At 34.5% G+C, this 19,066-nt stretch carries 22 protein-coding genes; 7 read left to right on the plus strand and 15 right to left on the minus strand.

Annotated elements, in window-relative coordinates; all coding sequences use genetic code 11:
• Positions 1-148 precede the first annotated feature (148 nt).
• From ACW9JY_RS07380 to ACW9JY_RS07400, 5 genes are all read left to right on the plus strand, one after another.
• Positions 149-892, plus strand: coding sequence for an undecaprenyl-diphosphate phosphatase (locus ACW9JY_RS07380; protein WP_457283878.1), 744 nt, complete (start codon positions 149-151; stop codon positions 890-892).
• An 86-nt stretch (positions 893-978) separates the two neighbouring features.
• Positions 979-1,479 carry a transcription repressor NadR gene (locus tag ACW9JY_RS07385; protein ID WP_103076144.1) on the plus strand — a complete coding sequence of 167 codons (501 nt, stop codon included), beginning with the start codon at positions 979-981 and terminating at the stop codon, positions 1,477-1,479.
• A gap of 55 nt (positions 1,480-1,534) precedes the next feature.
• Entirely contained in the window at positions 1,535-2,227 is a 693-nt protein-coding gene (locus tag ACW9JY_RS07390) for a lipid-binding SYLF domain-containing protein (protein WP_457283879.1), read from the plus strand.
• Between the two features lie 71 nt (positions 2,228-2,298).
• The gene (fba, locus tag ACW9JY_RS07395; RefSeq protein ID WP_457283880.1) at positions 2,299-3,237 is read left to right on the plus strand and encodes a class II fructose-1,6-bisphosphate aldolase; all 939 of its coding nucleotides are present in this window, start codon (positions 2,299-2,301) and stop codon (positions 3,235-3,237) included.
• A 143-nt stretch (positions 3,238-3,380) separates the two neighbouring features.
• On the plus strand, positions 3,381-4,586 hold the full coding sequence (locus ACW9JY_RS07400) for an acetate kinase (RefSeq protein WP_457283881.1): 1,206 nt from the start codon (positions 3,381-3,383) through the stop codon (positions 4,584-4,586).
• Positions 4,587-4,609: 23 nt separating this feature from the next.
• Here the strand turns inward: ACW9JY_RS07400 and ACW9JY_RS07405 are convergent, their stop codons facing one another.
• Complete coding sequence (locus ACW9JY_RS07405; RefSeq protein ID WP_103076148.1) at positions 4,610-5,116, minus strand: gamma carbonic anhydrase family protein; 507 nt, start codon at positions 5,114-5,116, stop codon at positions 4,610-4,612.
• A gap of 254 nt (positions 5,117-5,370) precedes the next feature.
• Between ACW9JY_RS07405 and ACW9JY_RS07410 the strand changes: the two genes are divergently transcribed.
• A complete protein-coding gene (locus ACW9JY_RS07410) occupies positions 5,371-6,027 on the plus strand; it encodes a histidinol phosphate phosphatase domain-containing protein (RefSeq protein WP_103076149.1) in 657 nt (218 codons plus the stop codon).
• 198 nt (positions 6,028-6,225) lie between these two features.
• Positions 6,226-7,437: an RNA polymerase sigma factor RpoD gene (gene rpoD / locus ACW9JY_RS07415; RefSeq protein WP_457283892.1), complete on the plus strand. Its 1,212-nt coding sequence runs from the start codon at positions 6,226-6,228 to the stop codon at positions 7,435-7,437.
• Positions 7,438-7,508: 71 nt separating this feature from the next.
• Here rpoD and sufU read toward each other — a convergent pair whose 3' ends face one another.
• The 14 genes from sufU to ACW9JY_RS07485 all read right to left on the minus strand — a co-directional run.
• Positions 7,509-7,940, minus strand: coding sequence for a Fe-S cluster assembly sulfur transfer protein SufU (gene sufU / locus ACW9JY_RS07420; protein WP_457283893.1), 432 nt, complete (start codon positions 7,938-7,940; stop codon positions 7,509-7,511).
• Positions 7,928-9,154 (minus strand): cysteine desulfurase, encoded by a 1,227-nt coding sequence (locus ACW9JY_RS07425; protein WP_457283882.1) that lies wholly within the window; start codon positions 9,152-9,154, stop codon positions 7,928-7,930. The genes sufU and ACW9JY_RS07425 overlap by 13 nt, the downstream gene beginning before the upstream one ends.
• Positions 9,132-10,349 (minus strand): SufD family Fe-S cluster assembly protein, encoded by a 1,218-nt coding sequence (locus tag ACW9JY_RS07430; protein ID WP_457283883.1) that lies wholly within the window; start codon positions 10,347-10,349, stop codon positions 9,132-9,134. Before ACW9JY_RS07430 ends, ACW9JY_RS07425 begins: the two co-directional genes overlap by 23 nt.
• 40 nt (positions 10,350-10,389) lie before the next feature.
• On the minus strand, positions 10,390-11,805 hold the full coding sequence (gene sufB / locus ACW9JY_RS07435) for a Fe-S cluster assembly protein SufB (RefSeq protein WP_103076154.1): 1,416 nt from the start codon (positions 11,803-11,805) through the stop codon (positions 10,390-10,392).
• Between the two features lie 4 nt (positions 11,806-11,809).
• A complete protein-coding gene (sufC, locus tag ACW9JY_RS07440) occupies positions 11,810-12,583 on the minus strand; it encodes a Fe-S cluster assembly ATPase SufC (protein ID WP_457283884.1) in 774 nt (257 codons plus the stop codon).
• Positions 12,584-12,773: 190 nt separating this feature from the next.
• Positions 12,774-13,676 carry a dihydroorotate dehydrogenase gene (locus ACW9JY_RS07445; RefSeq protein ID WP_103076156.1) on the minus strand — a complete coding sequence of 301 codons (903 nt, stop codon included), beginning with the start codon at positions 13,674-13,676 and terminating at the stop codon, positions 12,774-12,776.
• Positions 13,669-14,409 carry a dihydroorotate dehydrogenase electron transfer subunit gene (locus ACW9JY_RS07450; protein WP_457283885.1) on the minus strand — a complete coding sequence of 247 codons (741 nt, stop codon included), beginning with the start codon at positions 14,407-14,409 and terminating at the stop codon, positions 13,669-13,671. Before ACW9JY_RS07450 ends, ACW9JY_RS07445 begins: the two co-directional genes overlap by 8 nt.
• Positions 14,393-15,262, minus strand: coding sequence for an orotidine-5'-phosphate decarboxylase (gene pyrF / locus ACW9JY_RS07455; RefSeq protein WP_457283894.1), 870 nt, complete (start codon positions 15,260-15,262; stop codon positions 14,393-14,395). Before pyrF ends, ACW9JY_RS07450 begins: the two co-directional genes overlap by 17 nt.
• Positions 15,249-16,454, minus strand: a complete 1,206-nt coding sequence (locus ACW9JY_RS07460; protein WP_457283895.1) for a dihydroorotase — start codon at positions 16,452-16,454, stop codon at positions 15,249-15,251. The genes pyrF and ACW9JY_RS07460 overlap by 14 nt, the downstream gene beginning before the upstream one ends.
• Positions 16,455-16,757: 303 nt before the next feature.
• A complete protein-coding gene (locus tag ACW9JY_RS07465) occupies positions 16,758-16,937 on the minus strand; it encodes a hypothetical protein (protein WP_457283886.1) in 180 nt (59 codons plus the stop codon).
• 162 nt (positions 16,938-17,099) lie between these two features.
• Positions 17,100-18,041, minus strand: a complete 942-nt coding sequence (locus tag ACW9JY_RS07470; protein ID WP_457283887.1) for an ABC transporter ATP-binding protein — start codon at positions 18,039-18,041, stop codon at positions 17,100-17,102.
• A gap of 15 nt (positions 18,042-18,056) precedes the next feature.
• Complete coding sequence (locus ACW9JY_RS07475) at positions 18,057-18,245, minus strand: hypothetical protein (RefSeq protein WP_457283888.1); 189 nt, start codon at positions 18,243-18,245, stop codon at positions 18,057-18,059.
• A gap of 9 nt (positions 18,246-18,254) precedes the next feature.
• On the minus strand, positions 18,255-18,818 hold the full coding sequence (locus ACW9JY_RS07480) for an ABC transporter permease (protein ID WP_457283889.1): 564 nt from the start codon (positions 18,816-18,818) through the stop codon (positions 18,255-18,257).
• 48 nt (positions 18,819-18,866) lie between these two features.
• The coding region (locus ACW9JY_RS07485; protein ID WP_457283890.1) for a hypothetical protein at positions 18,867-19,066 on the minus strand (200 nt) is incomplete at its 5' end.

A 19,066-nucleotide genomic window follows, 5' to 3' on the forward strand; every position in this document is an offset into this window, starting at 1 on the left:
CCACGCAAACAATGTTTTTAAATGATTTTGACCTTGATTTGGGGTTTTTAAGGGGCTTGCCCCTTAACGTCCGGGTGAAGGGGCGCTAGCACAAGGTTTTAAAGCTTATAAAAACACTATAAAAATCTATCAACTTAGGAGGTAAAAAGTGAAAGAAATCATTTTAGGAATCGTACAAGGTCTAACAGAATTTCTTCCCGTATCCAGTTCAGGACATCTGGCTATATTTTCATCCTTTATGAATATCGATACCAACGTACCGTATTTCGCCCTTCTTCATTTATCCACTTTTTTTGCTGTATTGTTCTTTGTTTGGAAAGAAGTTGTCAATTTGATCAAGGGACTCTTTAAATGGGAAAAAGAATCACTTTCTCTAATCTTTAAATTAATCATTTCTTCGATTCCAGCTGCTATTGTAGGTTTCACTTTGGAATCTTCGATCGAATCAGCCTTTTCTTCTCTTACATTGATTGGGGTTTTTTTAATGGTAACAGCCGTCTTTTTATTAATTTCTGACACACTAAAAGGTAAAAAGAGTTTAGCAGAGATAACCTATGTTGATGCTTTGGTTATAGGTCTCATGCAAGCTATTGCAATATTTCCAGGGATATCAAGAAGCGGTGCAACGTTGTTTGGTGCACTTTTAATGAAAACAAAAAGGGAAGATGCACTGAAATATTCCTTTTTGATGAGCCTTCCTGTAACCTTTGGAGCAGGTATTTTTGAAATAAATAAGGTAACTTTTACTCCTTGGGTAATTTCAGGTGGATTGTTTGCGTTCTTGTTTGGCTTGTTGGGATTGTATCTATTGAAAAAAACGGTCTTAGTTGGAAAACTAAGATATTTTTCATATTATTGTTTTGCTATCGGACTCGTAGCCATTATTATTTAGCAGCTAAAACTTTGTTTAGGTAATCTTATAAAATATTTGATATAATATTTAAGAGAACCTCAATAAAGTAGCAGGGAGTTTATGGTTTGAGAAAACAAGAAAGGCTAAAAAAAATACTTAACATTCTTTCTACAAGTAAATATTCAATACCAGGGCAACAACTTGCTGAAAGATTTGGTGTAACAAGACAAGTAATAGTAAAAGATATTGCTATTCTGAAAGCCCAAGGTTATGATATACAATCTTCACCAAAAGGTTATTCAATGAATAAGAACAATAAACTGATTAAACTGATTGCTGTTAAACACACCCCGGAACAAATTGAAGATGAATTAAAAACCATTGTAAACTGTGGTGGTAGAGTAATTGACGTTTCTGTAGAGCATCCTGTATATGGAGAATTAAGTGGTAGAATTGATGTAGATTCCATCGAAGAAGTAGAAACCTTTATAGCAAAATTAAAGACTTCTAAACCTTTATCAATAATAAACAATGGAGTTCATTTACACAGGATTGAAGTAGAAAACGAGGATCAATTTAACTGCATAAAAAGAGAACTAAAAAAGCGAAAAATTTTGTTAGACTAACCAAGTTTTTGAGATTCCAAAGAAAGTAAAGACCTAAAAGTGAGGGATGAAAAAAATGAAAAAAAGCATTTTAGCAACTCTCATTATCCTACTGTTTTCATTTAGCATATTTGCTGCAGTTGAAGATACTGTTAAAGAGGCCCGTTTCGCTGTTGAGGAGTTATTATCAAAACCAGATAGCGGAGCTTTTGTTCAATTAGTAGAAATGTCAGAAGGCTTAGTAATTTTTCCCACATTTTATAAATTGGGTTATGTGGTTGGTGGACAGTATGGTGAAGGCATTGTATTAAGAAAAGATAGTGAAACAGGAAAATGGTACGGACCATCATTTGTAAACATATATGGATTAAGCTGGGGAGCACAAATAGGAGTACAATCCGCAGCGTTAATTTTAGTTGTAATGAATGAAAAAGGAATGGAAGGGTTCATGGGAAACAACTTTACCTTAGGAGGTTCAGTCGGTATTTCTGCTGGACCATTGGGTAGACAGCTTTCTGCAGATTTAGATTATAAATTACAAGCATCCATTTATTCTTATTCTATTGCAAAGGGTTTCTACGCTGGAGTTTCTGTTGAAGGGGCTTATATAAGAGCAGATGATAATGCCAATGAGGATTATTATAACGAATCTCTTTCACCTGAGCAAATTTTAAAAGAAAAAGAAGTCGATAACGAAGCAAAACAGATAGTAGAACTATTAGAAAAGGCGGTACTAGAAAGCCAGTTAAAAGATAAAGAAATAACTTAAAAAGGTTGCTACTAAAGTTTTAGAAACTCTAAAAACAATAACAAAAATTCAATAAAGGGAGGAAACAAATCATGCCTTACGTAAACACAAAAGATATTTTAGAAAAGGCGAATAAAGAGTACTATGCTGTTGCAGCTTTTAACATTAACAATCTTGAGTTTCTTCAAGCTATTGTCGAAGGAGGGATAGAGAAAAAATCTCCCCTGATAATAGAAACAAGTGAAGGAGCAATGAAGTATGCTGGTATGGGTGATCCTTTGAGAGGAGCAAGCCTGTTTGTAAAAATGGTTAGAGAGTTTGCAGATTCTTTAGATATACCAATCGCTCTGCATTTAGACCACGGGAAGAATTTTAAATATATAATATCCGCAATAAAAGCTGGTTATTCATCTGTAATGATAGATGCATCGGATAAACCTTTGGAAGAAAATATAAAAACTACGAAAGATATTGTAAGAATAGCCCATGCAGCAGGTGTTTCAGTGGAAGCAGAATTAGGAAAGTTAGCTGGAATAGAAGACAACGTCGCTTCAGCTGAATCTGTTCTAGTTAATCCCGATGAGGCGAAATATTTTGTAGAGGAAACCCAAGTTGATTTTCTAGCTCCAGCCATTGGTACTTCCCACGGGGCATTTAAGTTTAAAGGAGAAGCTAAATTAGACTTTGATAGATTGAAAAAAGTTAAAGAATTGACAAAAATGCCTTTGGTACTACACGGTGCTTCAAGTGTTGTGCAAGAAATGGTCGAAATAGCTGAAAATTATGGAGCTGATTTCGGAGGATCAAAAGGTGTCCCTTCAGATATATTGAAAGAAACCGTTCGATTAGGTATAAATAAAGTAAATACTGATACTGACCTTAGAATGGCTTTTGTTGCAGGATTAAGAGAATTCTTGCAGAACAATCCCAAAGAGTTTGATCCTAGAAAATACATGGAAACGGCAAAAACCTATGTGAAAAAAGTTGTTTCTGATAGATTGGAGCTTTTAGGTTCTGCTAATAAAGGTTAACTCAAAGTACAGCCATGGCTTCCATGGTTGTACTTTTTTAATTTTATCCAATCAAGAGTCACTAAGATTGTGAAAAAAAGATTTTGATTTTAAAAGGAGCGCTAATATTAATTTTTAGAATTTCTAGAATAGGAGGATTTCGAATGAAAATACTAGTGATCAACTCCGGAAGTTCATCCTTAAAATATCAAATATTGGAAATGGAAAACGAAAGTTGTCTAGTTAAAGGGTTGGTTGAAAGAATAGGGGAACAAGAATCGGATATTGAACAAGAAAGTGAAGGAAAAGAGTACAAAAACATAACCAAGATAAAAGATCATGAAGAAGCGTTGAAAAAAGTTATGGAATTGATAATTGATCCTGAATATGGATGTTTGAGAGAATTAAGTGAGATAGATGCGGTTGGGCACAGGGTGGTACATGGAGGAGAAGAGTTTTTCTCTTCCGTACTGATAGATGAAGAAGTTATTAAAGCTATAGAAGATAACGCTGATCTTGCTCCTTTACATAATCCTCCCAATTTGATGGGCATAAGAGCAGCTAAAAAATTACTACCCAACGTACCTCAAGTAGCGGTATTTGATACAGCATTTCACCATTCGATGCCAGAAAAGGCATATATGTATGGTTTACCTTACGAACTCTACCAAAAGTACAAGATAAGGCGGTACGGATTTCATGGGACCAGTCACAGGTACGTATCTAAAAAAGCCTCTGAGATATTAAAAAAAGATATGAAGGAATTAAAGATGATAACGGCACATTTAGGTAACGGTGCATCTTTAGCTGCGATTGACAGAGGAAAAGTGATCGACACATCGATGGGGTTCACACCTTTGGAAGGATTGATAATGGGAACAAGAAGTGGAGATATAGATCCAGGCATCGTTCTTTTTCTTACAAGAAAAGGTTACAGCGTTGATGAAGTGGACGATCTGTTGAACAAAAGAAGTGGTGTTTATGGTTTAAGTGAAATGAGCAACGACATGAGAGACATCAGAAAAGGAATAGAAAATGGGGATAAAAAGGCAAAGTTGGCATACGATGTGTATGTATATCGTTTAGCAAAATACATAGGAAGTTATATAACCGTACTAAAAGGATTAGATGTGTTGGTATTCACAGCGGGTGTGGGAGAAAATGACGAACATGTAAGAATGGACGTCTGTGATTACTTAGACTTCTTTGGAGTTAAAATTGATAAAGAAAAAAATACTTTGTTGAATAGAAAAAACGGAATTATCTCGGCTTCGGATTCTGATGTTGACATTTTAATAGTAAAAACTGACGAGGAATTAATGATAGCTCAAGATACTAAAAGAATAGTGGAAGAATCGAATGACAAATAGTAATGCCCGTTTAAAGGGCATTACTATTTGTTGCTATAACTTTTTGCCAAATTATAGTATTCTTCAGCGTGTTCTTTAATTTGCTCAAACTCTTCGTCAGTAAGATTTCTTATGACCTTTGCCGGAACTCCTAACACCAAACTCTTGGGAGGAATTATTTTGTTTTCTGTTACCAAAGCTCCCGCCCCAATAAGACACCCTTCACCTATCTTTGCGCCGTTTAATATAATTGCTCCCATACCTATGAGACAATTATCAGAGATTTCACAGCCGTGTATAATAGCGTTGTGCCCAATAGTAACGTAACTACCAATTATAGTTGGATATTCGGTGTCAATATGAACCACTGAGTTATCTTGTATATTTGAGAATTCTCCAATGGTTATAGAACCAATATCTGCCCTCAATGTGGCATTGTACCAAATACTAGATCCTTTAGCGATCTTTACATCTCCAATAATTTGACAACCAGGAGCTAAAAAAACATCTTCTTCAACAACAGGATATTTGCCTTTGTACTCATGAAGCATAATTTCACCTCTTTAATTTAGCTAAAAGTTTTTGTGGTATAATTATACATCAAAAATAGAATAAAAAAAACCGGATCCACGATGGATCCGGCAAGAATGTCTGGGTTTATCTCAGGGGGATAGGGGGATCTTTCTTTTTCACTTCTATTATAATATAGAATGTGTTAAACTTCAAGGTAAATGAGTTACTATTATATTTAAAACAGTTAAAGATTTGTATACTATTATTAAGCCAAAAATAAGGAGGGATTCTTCTGAATAAAGTCTATGATTTTCACACACACACAATTTTGAGTGATGGAGAATTAATTTGCAGCGAACAAATAAGACGCGCACAAACCCACGGTTATGCAGTTATTGCAATATCTGATCATGTGGATGAGTCCAACATAGATTTTGTTTTAAGTAGTTTGACTAAATTTGTTGATAATGAAAGCAGTTTCTTTGAAGGGATCAAGATTTTGAAGGGGGTTGAAATTACACATGTTCCCCCATTATTAATAGATAAACTTGCAAAACATGCAAAAGAAAACGGGGCGGATATTGTGTTGGTTCACGGAGAAACTATAGTTGAACCGGTTTTTCAGAAAACTGACTATTACGCTGTAACATCAAAATATGTAGATATTTTAGCTCACCCTGGTTTAATTACCGAGGAAGAAGTTGCCCTGGCTGCTAGCAATGGAGTTTTCTTAGAATTAAGTGCCAGAAAGGGTCATAGTTTATCCAATGGGCATGTAGCAAAATTGGCTCAAAAATATGATGCAAAATTACTGGTAAATAGCGACGCGCACGGACCAGATGACTTTTTAGACTACGATTTTAGTTTAAAAGTGGCTATGTCTGCTGGTTTAAACATGGAAGAGGCAAAAAAGGTAGTGGAAAGAAACCCTTTAGAATTATTGAAATAATATTTTTAATGGAAGATTTACCAAAAATTTTTATTTCTTTATGTATTTTTAGAACCAAATCACATTATTGGTGTCTAAATTAATGGTTTCATTGCGAGACTTTCTAATTTTAAGGGTGTTGTGTAGTGCCTTTTTTCTATGAAAGGAGGGAATGAAGTGAGCAGCAAAAGAATAAGTGAAAAAGAAGAGAAAAAAATCATGAGAGGAATAGAGAATATTGATTTTGAAGAATCTGAAAAAGACGGTGATACTGTTAAAGTTAAAGTGAAAAAATCCAAGGAAAAAGTAAAATCAGTAGACACTTTTATTTCATTATTAATAAATAAAGCAAAAAAGAATGGCAATAAGTTATCTTATTCCGATATCGATCATGCAATTCCTACAAATGTAGCTGACGAAATAGATAGTGACTACATTGAAAAGATTTACGATGCTTTGGAATCAGAAGGAATAGAAATTTTAGAAGAAGAAGTTGAAGAAGAGCAGGATGCCTTAAATGAAACGGAATATGAAAATGAAGAAATTGAAGAATTATTTTCAGATACAGAGCTTAAAATGTATGACAATATCTCCTTAGGTGATCCTATAAAAATATATCTCAAAGAAATAAGCAAAGTTGAGCTTTTAAGTCCTTCCAGAGAAAGACAACTAGCAAGACGAGCTCAAAAAGGTGATCAAAAGGCCAGAGATGAATTGATAAAGGCAAATTTAAGGTTAGTTATCAGTATAGCCAAAAGGTACACGGGTAGAGGGTTGACTTTTTTAGATTTGATCCAAGAGGGAAATATCGGATTGATAAAGGCTGTAGACAAATTTGACTGGAGGAAAGGTTTTAAGTTCTCTACTTATGCAACATGGTGGATTAGGCAGGCAATTACTAGAGCCATAGCCGATCAAGCAAGAACGATTAGAATCCCCGTTCATTTAGTCGAAACTATAAACAGAATGAACAAAGTTATCAGAGAGTATTTACAAGAAAACGGAGATTATCCTTCAGCAAAAGAACTTGCAGAAATTTTAGATAAACCAGAAGATAAAATTAATGAAATCCTAATGAGTGCAAAAGATGTACTTTCTTTAAATTCACCTATTTCTAGCGGTAATGGTGATGATGAAGAATCAGAAACGGGAGATTTTATAAGTACCGATGAAACAACACCAGAAGAAGAAGCTCAAAAAATGATTATGAAAGAAAGGTTGGAGGAAGTCCTTGACACTTTAAATTCTAAAGAGGCATTGGTTTTGAAAATGAGGTATGGATTCTTAGATGGTAAACAGAAGACCTTAGAAGAAGTTGGACAGTTCTTCAACGTTACAAGGGAAAGAATAAGGCAGATAGAAACTAAGGCGTTGAGAAAATTGAGACATCCTAACAGAGTAGCTCAATTAAAAGATATTGTAGAAAGTTAACAAATTAAACCGCCTCTTTGAGGCGGTTTTTTAATTTTCATCGATGGTTGCTCCAATTATAGCAATATTTTTTACATATTTTCCCCATTGAGGGCATCATCCAACGTATGCCAAACAAGGGTGAAGCATTTAGTTCTCATAGGAAATTTAGAGATATCAGAAAAAATTTTTATCCCATCTACTAATTCTTTATCAAATTCTTTACCTTGTGACATCTTAATAATTTCTTGCAAAATTTTATTTGCCTCGTTTACTGTTTTTCCTTCAAGGTATTCACACATCATCGAAGCACTTGCCTGACTTATAATACAACCATGTCCTGTGAAAGTAATTTCTTTTATTATGTTATCTTCTACTTTCAAATAAAGGGTTATCTCATCTCCACAAGATAAATTCTTTCCTTCAGCTTTCTTAGCGTTTTTTATCTCTTTTTTGTACCTCTCATTTTTTGCATAATCTAATATTATATCAGAGTAAAGTTCTTCTAAACCTATTTCAACCACTCCCAAACTTTTTTTAATCCTTCACATAATTTATCAACATCTTCTTCTTCGTTATACAAATAGAAGCTTACCCTGCAAGTGGCGGTTGTACCAAACTCTTTCATCAATGGCTGTGCACAATGATGACCACTTCTAATTGCTACTCCAGTTAAATCGTTCAATAAATGAGCTACATCGTGTGGATGTACACCTTTGATATTGAAGGATATTATTGACTGTTGCCTTTCGTCTTGGGGACCGAATATTTCTAAAAAATCCAACTCTTTTAATTTTTTGAGAGCATAAGAGGTAAGTTGTTTATCATGTTCTTGAATATTATCCATGCCAATACTTTCAAGTATTTCTATAGCTTTAGCTAATCCTACTGCTCCATCAACGTTTGGAGTTCCCGCTTCAAATTTGTAAGGTAACACGTTAAAAGTAGTCCCATCGGTAGAAACTTTGTCGATCATTTCTCCACCAAACAAAAAAGGGGTCATCATATTTAAATACTTTCTTTTTCCATACAAAACACCTATTCCTGTGGGTCCGAGCATCTTATGGCCAGAAAAGGCTAGAAAGTCACAATCCATATTCTTCACATCAATAGGCATGTGTGGTACAGCTTGGGCACCGTCCACAACAATAATTATATCTTGTCTAATATTTCTAAGCTGTTTTACTAAAGTATTAACTGGGATAAGTTGACCGGTTACATTTGACAAAGCGGTAATACTTACTAACTTAGTTTTGTTGGTAACATGCTTGAGAAAATCAGATAAATCAAAAATTCCATTTTTTGCGGAATAGTACTTTACCTTTAAATTAAAAATTTTAGATATCTGCTGCCAAGGAACAAAGTTTGCATGATGTTCTATTGTAGATATCAAAATTTCGTCATCAGATTGCAAAATATTTGAAACTGCAACGGAATATGCTATAAGATTAAGAGATTCAGTCGCACCTTTTGTGAAAATAACTTCTTCGGCTTCAGCGTTTATGAAATTTGCAACTTTACTCCTTGCATCTTCATAATACTGAGTAGCTTCAGCTGCTAAGGTATGTGTTGATCTGTGGACGTTGGCATGATGGTTGAGGCTGTATTCATTTACAGCATCCATAACTTCCTTTGGTCTTAATGTCGTGGCAGCATTGTCAAGATAGATCAATTTATGCCCGTTTATTTTTCTTTTTAAAGCTGGAAATATCTCCTCATATTCTTTGGAAGATAACATCTTTTACCACCTGACTCATCCCTTCATCGAATACTTTAATTCCATCTATGGCAGATTCAAATAAACCTGAAGAGATTAACTTTTTAGCTTCTTCCAACGAGAATCCACGAGTCATCAAATAATATAATTTTTCCTTTTCAATAGAACCTACTGTAGCAGCATGTGCGGCATTTACTTCATTTTCATCCACCAACAAACTGGGGAGCGCTTCGGCTTTGGCTTTTTCAGAAAGGGTTAAAGTGTACTCTGATTCGGATGCATTAGCCTCTTTTGCACCCTTTTTCAAATCTAAGAAACCCCTGAATATCGCCTTTGCTTTGTCTTTTATAACGCCTTTGGCATCAATTGCACCAGTTGTTTCAGGTGAATAGAACCTCATTAAATAAAGCATGTCAATAACGTTATCCTTATCTCCCAAAAAATAAGGGAACAATTGAGCCTGTGCGCCTTCTCCTGCAAGTCTAAACACAATATGAGGTGAGGTAATTCTTCCACCAATATTTAGATCTATGACTTCAACTTTTCCATTTTTTTGTACTTCAATAAGTGTGTTATCAATGTTTATACTGTCGTTGTTACATAAGTTTATATTTATCAGTTCTAAAGAAGCATTTTCCTTCACTACTATTCTATTTGAAGTCGTTCTAAATAACTTTTCATTTTTGCTTGGCATTAAATACCTAATTACTGTGGCTTTAGAGAATGGGCTTATGTTATAAACTGAGGTCTCATAAATTGGGAACTTCCAGTCATACGTCAAAGTAATCGGTTCTCTTTCTTCTCCTTCGTTGGTTTTTAGATAAAAACCAGTATTAGAAAAAGCTTCAGCCATCAATAAAAACTTCCTATGAGCACCTTCAAAGTCGTATTTGGCTAAAATTTCTATTCCATCCTGGTCGATTCCATTCAAACCTAATATCTTCCCTGTTGTGCTAACAGGGACAAAGGAAACGTATTTATCTGGTTCATACCCATTTAATTTAGCCCTTTTCCATTTAGGGAAACCCCAATTTTTGTAAGCTTCGTATCTATAATTTTTGAATGTTTTTAACATTTCATTAGAGATGTGTTCCAATGATGCTTGAAATTCGTAATCCCCGTAATCTCTTTTTGGTGTAATTTGAGGAACTTGCCATTCAACCGCTTTTAGATCTTTATGCCTCATATCTATAGGTTTCTCAAAAATTGTCTCCATGGTTGTTCACTCCTTGTTATAACTATTTCAGTCAAAATGGTTATCCTATGCTTGATTCTACTTCTAAATTAATTAATCTATTCAGTTCGATAGCGTACTCTAATGGAAGCTCTTTTGCAAAAGGCTCTACAAAACCTCTAACTACCATGGCTTTAGCCTCAGCTTCACTTAACCCTCTACTCATCAAATAGTAAATCTGCTCTTCTTTGATTCTACCTATACGCGCTTCGTGTCCAACATCCGCTTCATCAGTGTAAACCTCGATAAGAGGCACGGTATCACTTTTAGATTCGTTATCAAGCATCAAGGCCTGACAAGAAACAGAAGCTTTTGCACCTTTGGCGTTTTCTCCTATCTTCAACCATCCTCTGTAAAAAGCCCAACCACCACCGATACTTATACTTCGTGCATCAACATTTGCGCTAGTATATGGTGCGAACATGAAAACTTTTGAACCTGAATCCATATGCTGGTTCGGCCCAGCATAAGTGATCGCTTTAGTTTCCGTTTTCGCTCCTTTGCCTTTGAGTATTGAAGATGGGTATATCATCGTTTTATGACTCCCCAAAGAGCCTGAAACCCATTCCATTATACCATCTTCATCAACAATTGCTCTTTTTGTATTCAAATTGTATGTGTTTTTACTCCAATTCTGAATCGTTGCATATTTTACCCTGGCGCCTTTTTTTACGTATATTTCTACCATACCTGCATGAAGGTTTGTTATTTCATAATAAGGTGCAGAACAGCCTTCTATGAATGCCACCTCACTACCTTCATCGGCAACAATTATTGTATGCTCCATTTGACCCATTCCCGGGTTATTCATCCTAAAATAGGCTTGAAGAGGTAATGGAACCTTTACACCTTTTGGAATGTATAAAAATGTACCTCCACTCCACACGGCACCATGTAAAGCGGCATACTTATGGTTTGTAGGGGCAACTGCCTTCATGAAATACTCTTTAACCAAGTCCGGGTATTCTTTTACGGCACTTTCCATATTTAAAAATATAACTCCCAAATTTTCAAGCTCTTTTTTTATATTTTGATAAACGATTTCCGAGTCGTACTGCGCTCCAACACCAGCTAAAGCCTTTTTTTCTGCCTCTGGTATTCCTAATTTATCGAAAGTATCCCTTATCTCGGCAGGAACGTCATCCCACGATGTAGACTTTTTTGCCTTTGGCCTAATGTATGCAACTATTTTACTTACATCTAAGTCAGAAACATCAACCCCGAATCGGGGATCTCTCCATGTGTCAAATATATGTAAAGATTTTAAACGTAAGTCTCTCATCCAGGCAGGCTCTTCTTTCTGTTCAGATATTTCCTGAACTACCTTTTCGTTTAAACCTGGAATAGTTTTGTAGGCATACGTTTCTGGATTTCTAAAATCGAATTTGCTCTGGTCTACCAACAAATCTTCTATATTAACATTTTCATTTTTTGCCATAATTTCACTCCTCAGAAATAGTTATTCCCATTTCTTGCTCCAACGTTGAGTAACCGCTTTCCTCTATCTCTTTAGCTAATTCTTCTGATCCAGTTTTAACTATCTTCCCATCGATATATATGTGCACGAAATCTGGAACAACAAAATTCAAGATTCTTTGATAGTGTGTAATCAGCAATATGCCCATATCTTCAGTTTTTACTCTGTTGATGTTTTCTGCAACTATCCTCAAGGCATCAATATCTAAACCGGAATCTATCTCATCCAATATACTCAATTTTGGTTTGAGAAAACCCATTTGTAATATTTCGCTTTTTTTCTTTTCACCACCAGAAAACCCTGTATTGATATATCTCTCAAGAAATTCCCCGTTGAGATCTAAATTTTGGGATAACTTAGATATTACTTTATTCAATTCCAATAGTGTAATTTTATCTTCTTTATGAATGTTTCTAAAAGAATTAATCAAAAATTGTCTCATTTTTATACCTTCAACCTCTTCAGGAGTCTGAAAAGACATAAACAAACCTAATTTAGCCCTTTCATCTGTAGAAAGATCTAAAATAGATTGCCCTTCAAATAAGATATCTCCTGAGGTAACTTGGTACTTTGGATTTCCCATGATAACATGGGCTAATGTAGATTTTCCAGACCCATTTGGACCCATTAACGCATGTATCTCACCCTTATTTATAGTTAAGTTAACGCCTTTTAATATTTCAACATCTTCATCTCTAACTTTTGCCTTTAAATCCTGTATTTCCAAAAGAGCTGACATCACTTTTCCTCCTTCTAATCCGCTATCTTGTTTTTTTTACATATCTTACTTTTAAATTCTACCATATTAGTCAACTTTAAGTCAAGAAAATTTGTACAAAAAGAAGTACATTAAACAACTCTTAAAGTTTAAAGTAGAATATCCATAATTGGTTAAATTTCAACGTATTTTAAATCCCAATGTCTAAGTCTTAAATGATCCCCCTTATTTCCTCTAAAGTTGAAATTCTTGCTTTTTTCATGTATTCTTCTATACCCTCAATTATTTCAACACAAGCCTTGGGATTGATAAAATTAGCGGTACCTACTTGCACAGCCCACGCACCTGCCATTATGAATTCAATAGCATCTTTATAATCCATAATTCCGCCAAGACCTATAACAGGAACATCAACAGCTTTTGAAACTTCATACACCATTCTTAAGGCAATAGGCTTGATACAAGGTCCCGATAGACCCGCAGTTATATTATCGAAGATGGCTTTTTTCTTGCTTATATCTATCGCTAAGGCAGGAAAAGTGTTTACAAGTGATAGTGCGTCCGCTCCTGCTTCAACACAACTTTCAGCCATTTCAACTATATTTTCAGCACTTGGAGATAATTTTACCATGAGGGGCTTTTTGCAAACTTTCCTAACTTGTGTTACAACGTTGTTAGCTATTTCTGCCTTGGTACCAAAAGAAATGCCTCCTTCTTTTACGTTGGGGCAAGAAATGTTCAACTCTATCATATCTATTTCGGTTTGATTCAGTTTCTCAACAGAAATAACGTATTCTTCGATTGTATTTCCACTAACATTGGCAATTATCACCGTATCTTGACTGTTTAGGAAAGGGAGCTCTTCTTCAATAAATGCATCTATGCCGGGATTTTGTAAGCCAATACTGTTCATTATTCCGCCTGTGGTTTCATGAATCCGTACACCTTTATTTCCTTCTCTTTGTCTTAAAGTTAGCCCTTTGGTGGATAGTCCACCTAATTTAGAGATGGGAAAGTATTCTGAAAACTCTCTACCAAAACCAAAAGTCCCAGAAGCAGCTATTACTGGATTTTTAAACTCTACCCCAGCAATGTTTACTTTGGTATCAATCATCAAAAAATACCTCCTCTCCCTTAAAAACAGGCCCCTCTTTACATACCCTTTTCATCCCAGATTTTGTCTTTATACTGCATCCCAAGCATGCCCCCATACCACAAGCCATGATATTTTCCATAGAGACAAAAACAGGAATCTTATTTTCACATTTTTCAACTACTTTTTTCATCATGGGAGAAGGGCCACAAGTGAAAACAACATCATATTTTTCTGGTTTGAAGATATCCGTTATGAAACCTTTTTGACCTGTAGAACCATCTTCGGTCGTTATATAGATCTTATCCACATACTTTTGTACGTAGTCCATATAATAAACTTCATTTGTGAATCCGGCATAAAAATCTATCCCTGTATTCAACTTTTTTGCCAAATAAATCATTGGAGCTATACCTATGCCACCTGAAATTAAAGCGACCTTTCCACTCACACTCAAATTAAAACCGTTTCCCAAGGGACCTAAAACCTTTAACTTATCTTTTGGTTTTAGTTTAGATAGGTAATTTGTTCCTCGACCAACAACTTTGTACAAGAAAGTCAAAACGCTTTCTTCTACATTGCATATACTAAAAGGTCTAGACAAAAGAGGATCCAGGTCCCAACTACGCAACATATAAAACTGTCCAGGATCACCCAAACTGTCGTTGGATTCGATCTGAACTTTTAACTCGAATATATCTTTTGCGATTTCAGTATTAGAGAAAATATCTACTTCCCTATACCCCTCTTTCACTATCAATATCCTCCCTCATTTCAAGTACGGCTTTTCTGGCATAATCTGCAAATCTTTGGTTCCCATCTTCGTAGTTTTTATAAGCGGTAATTATTCCCCTTGAAGAGTTAATAGCGCCGCCATTACCTTTGTTTAAATAAAGGGAAACGTCTTTTCCAGTAGCCCCCTGATGACCGTATCCAGGGATCAAAAAGAACATATTTTTGTATCTATTTCTAATTTCTTTTGCTTCCTCAACATGTGTCCCACCTACAACCGCACCTATTGAACTGTAGCCACAACTTCCTCGGTACTTAGCCCCTATTTCATTGAGTTTGTCTCCGACAATGTAATAAAGATATTCATCTTTTGGAGATACTTTCAAATACTGGATGTCTTTGGCTCCTGGATTCGATGTTCTTAGAAGCACGAAGACTCCTTTTTCTCCACTTTCGATGTATTTAAGGAAAGGTGTTAAGGTATCAAAACCAAGATATGGATTCAAGGTTATAAAATCAACCTCAAACTCACCTTCAAAATGAGCTTTAGCGTACATCTCAGCGGTGGATGAAATATCTCCTCTTTTTATATCCCCGATTGTTATCTTTTTTATACTTCTTAAATATTCTATCGTTTTTTTATACCCTAAAAGACCTTTTATGCCGTATGCTTCATAAAATGCTATTTGTAATTTATAGACAGGTACTAAATCATGTGTTTTATCTATTATCTCTTTGTTGAATTCGAACAAAACTTCATCAATATCTTGATACTTTTCTTTTAAGTTAACCGGTATATAATCTAAATGCGTATCCAATCCGACACAAACATTCCCCTTTTTTTCAACCTCGTTGAATAATCTATCTATTATCAAATTTGACACTCCCCTTTTTATATTTGATCTCTCCCTTTCGAATTGTTGCTATAACTTCTCCATAAAATTCCATCCCATCAAAAGGTGTATTTTTACCTTTGGATAAAAATTCGTCTTTGTTGATTTTAACCTTTTTTTCTAGATCTACAATAACTACATCCCCATCGTATCCTGTTTGTATCTTTCCTTTTTTAACCCCTAACATTTGTGCTGGTTTTGAAGACATAAGTTGAGATAAGCGATTCAGTGTAATTTCTTCACTTTTTACCAACTTCGTATAACAAACGGGGAAAGCAGTTTCTAACCCTGAGATACCAGGTGCCCCTTTTTCTTTGTCTTCCATAGAATGAGGGGCATGATCAGTTGCTATAATATCTACAGTTCCATCCTTTATTCCCTTGATTATTTCCAAAACATCTTCTTTTTCTCTTATTGGAGGATTTACTTTGTAATCGTAATTGTATAAGGCTAAGTGGTGGGGGGTAACTTCGCAGGTAAGATTTTGTATCTCTCTTTTCGCCTTCCTTATACCTTCTATTGCCTCTTTCGTACTTACGTGGGCTAAATGAAGCCAAGCACCTGTCAATTTCGCAAGGTATATATCTCTAAAAGTCATCAAATTCTCGGAAAGTCTCGTGTTTATCGTTACTATTTCATTGTCTTCTTCATGTGCTATGATAGTTAACCCTTTCTTCTTTGCCTTCACCATCGCCAAATACATAGTTAAATTTGATTGAACACCTTTTCCATCATCAGATATAAATTTCACATTATTATCTATATAATCCAAATGTTCTAAAGATTTTCCATCAAAGTTCTTTGTGATAGAAACCGTTTGGTGAATATCGATCAAATTTAACTCCTTAGCTTTGTTCAACACATAATTAACAACTTTCATATCACTGCATATAGGATTGGTATTACCCATTAGATTCACACATGTGTATCCGCCTTTCAACGCTGCTAAACTACCAGAATGTAAATCCTCTTTATAAGTATAACCAGGATCTCTGAAGTGCGCATGCATATCTACAAATGCTGGCATAACAACCAAACCTTTTGCATCTATAGTATAAGCATCGTAATTCAAATCTTTGCCATAATTTTCTATCTTTCCATCTTTAATGTACAAATCTCCAAACAAATCTTTTTCTTCATCAACAATCCTACAATTTTTAATCAGAATATTTATTTTAATTCACCCCCCTAGATAGATTCTTTTTTATTCTCTCAATTTTACTACTAATGTTAATAAATAGAAAAAAAGTAGTGTTAACTTTGCTTGACTTCAAGTTTAACACTACCTTTGGCTTTTATGAAAATAAACCAATTGAAAATCTTTTTATCTCTAACTGTCTATATAAACTCTATTCTTAACTCCCTTCAATCTGGAATCGTTAATACTACAGTCTCTTTCGATCGTATTTTATTCCATCATATTTCCTTTTCTCTTTTAACTTTTTTATGGTTTAAAAGCTTCCTATTTCTTTATTTTTTATGGTAGAGAAACCTCAAAGGAATATCTCTTAAGGTCCCTCTGATTGTAAATATAGAGGATATTTTTCCCATCGGCATTTACATTTTTATCAAAGGCAAACTTCGGATAGTAGAGCAAATTTGGGCTATTTATATATAATCTTATATTCAGATCTTCATCTAATACGAATATTTCCATTTCTCCTTGAATCTATGAAATACACTAAGCCGTTCTCTGACAAAAGATACACATTACCTTTTTGAGTAACTATATCCAATATTTCGTTTTCATTGTCATGTAGATTAACAACAAAGCTTTCATCCTACTTTCTCTGTTTTTCAAATAAAAGAAGAATTCGATTCAACTGTTACTCCCATTAGTATATGAAATGAATATCTTTTCGAAATTCACCATTTGTTTTTCTATGCTCACTATTTCTACATTACGTGATTTGAAAAAATCAATAACCTCATATAATTCTGAAGATGTTTTGAAGTCAACTGTAAGGTCGTAAACGTTACTCTCTTTTGTCAATTCTGTAATGCCAATTTTATCAAGTTCTCTTTCTAAGGTATCTTCTGATCTTACTTTAATCTTGTAACCTGTTGCACTGAATACATCCATTAGCTTTTTCTTATCTTCACACACAACTATTTTCCCATTGTTTATTATCGCAACTCTATCCGCTATTTCTTCAACTAATGCCATATCATGAGTAGAAAGTAAAATGCTCTTTCCTCTTTCTTTCACGTTTGTTAACAATCTTCTAAATTCTACATTAGAAATTACGTCGAGTCCAAGAGTAGGTTCATCCAATAGCAGAACATCAGTATCCGCTGCTAAACAAACAGCAAGGGCTGTTTTTTGCTGCATTCCCCTTGAAAGTGTATAAACCACTTCGTTGGCTTTTTCTTTAATTCCCAAAAAATCTAAAATATCTAAGGCTTCATTTTTCGATATCTTTTTCCCCCTGATCCCAACAAAATACTGTATATTTTCAATTGGGGTTAACCTGTGATAAAGGTTCCTGCTCCCTTCCAAAACTACACTTATCTGTTTAAGAGCTTTAGACCTTTCTGTTTTCAAATCATAATCTTTTATTTTTATCTTTCCTTCATCGAAAACAAGAAGGCCACATATACTTTTGATGGTAGTTGTTTTTCCTGCACCATTTGGGCCAAGGAGTGCGAAGATCTCTCCTTCTTTTACATGAAATGAAATCTTATCTACTGCTGTAAGCATTTCTTTTGAAGTTCTTTGTGGGTATCTTTTTAGTAAATCATTAACTTCAATAACGTTCATCTATTTCACCACCCTTTAATATTGTCCCAGAGTTCCTTTAACCATGGCACGTTTTTCAAAACCCCTGAATATAATTATTCCTACCAAAAGAAATAAAGCTGCAGTTATCCACAAAATAACGTGGTCTTGAATAGGAAACTGATAAAAATTTGTTCCTGTAACCGCCATTCTTCTCATCATCCCTGTTGCTTTTACCATTGGCAAAAGTTCAAATCAAAGAGCATCAACTTCAAACATCAAAATTGCTAGGAAAGCAAAAGTACATATTTGAATGAATGAAGAAATCTTTTTAAATATCAAAGCCATTCCTCCCAGAATTAAACCAACACCAACCGCACTAATAGAACCAAGAATAATTAAATAGAGGAGAGTAAAAAGGTCGAAATTCAAAGTTCTTCCTGTTGTAAAAGCTGCTAAATACATTAAAGGTACTATCATTAGAACGTTTATGCAAAAATCACTTATCACATGAAAAATCATTTGAAACTCAAATTTTACTGGAGACATAAACAGTTGTTCCAAAGTTCCTCTTTCTGCCTCTTGAATTATCCAATATGAAACACCTTGGAACGAAGCTAAAAACATTATCCACATGAAATAACTCACAATGATCCCATCTATGGTATCTCCGAAATTAGGTCCACTTGCTATCTTAAATCCAAAAAATATAAGATAGAAGATGATGAAAAGTATTATGAATGAAGAAACTGTGTCAAAAAAATATCTCTTCATTTCAATAAAATTTTTCTTGAAATTTGCAACAAAAGCATTTACCATCCTTCATCCCTCCATTTAAAAATAAAACAAAAAATTCATTCTTTTGATTTAATCTTTGTTTAAAAAGCACTTGTTACAAGCAATTTTCATCCTTCCTAATTTTATTATACACTTTTCCATATGATTTTCAACTGTTTTTTTAATTGACTTCAAATATACATTAATAAAGTATGCTATGGCTAACCGAATACTGTACCACCCTGCTAACCTAATTATGTACCATATAGAAAGAAGAAGTTCTTTTCTTT

It is taken from the genome of Petrotoga sp. DB-2 (assembly GCF_054051725.1).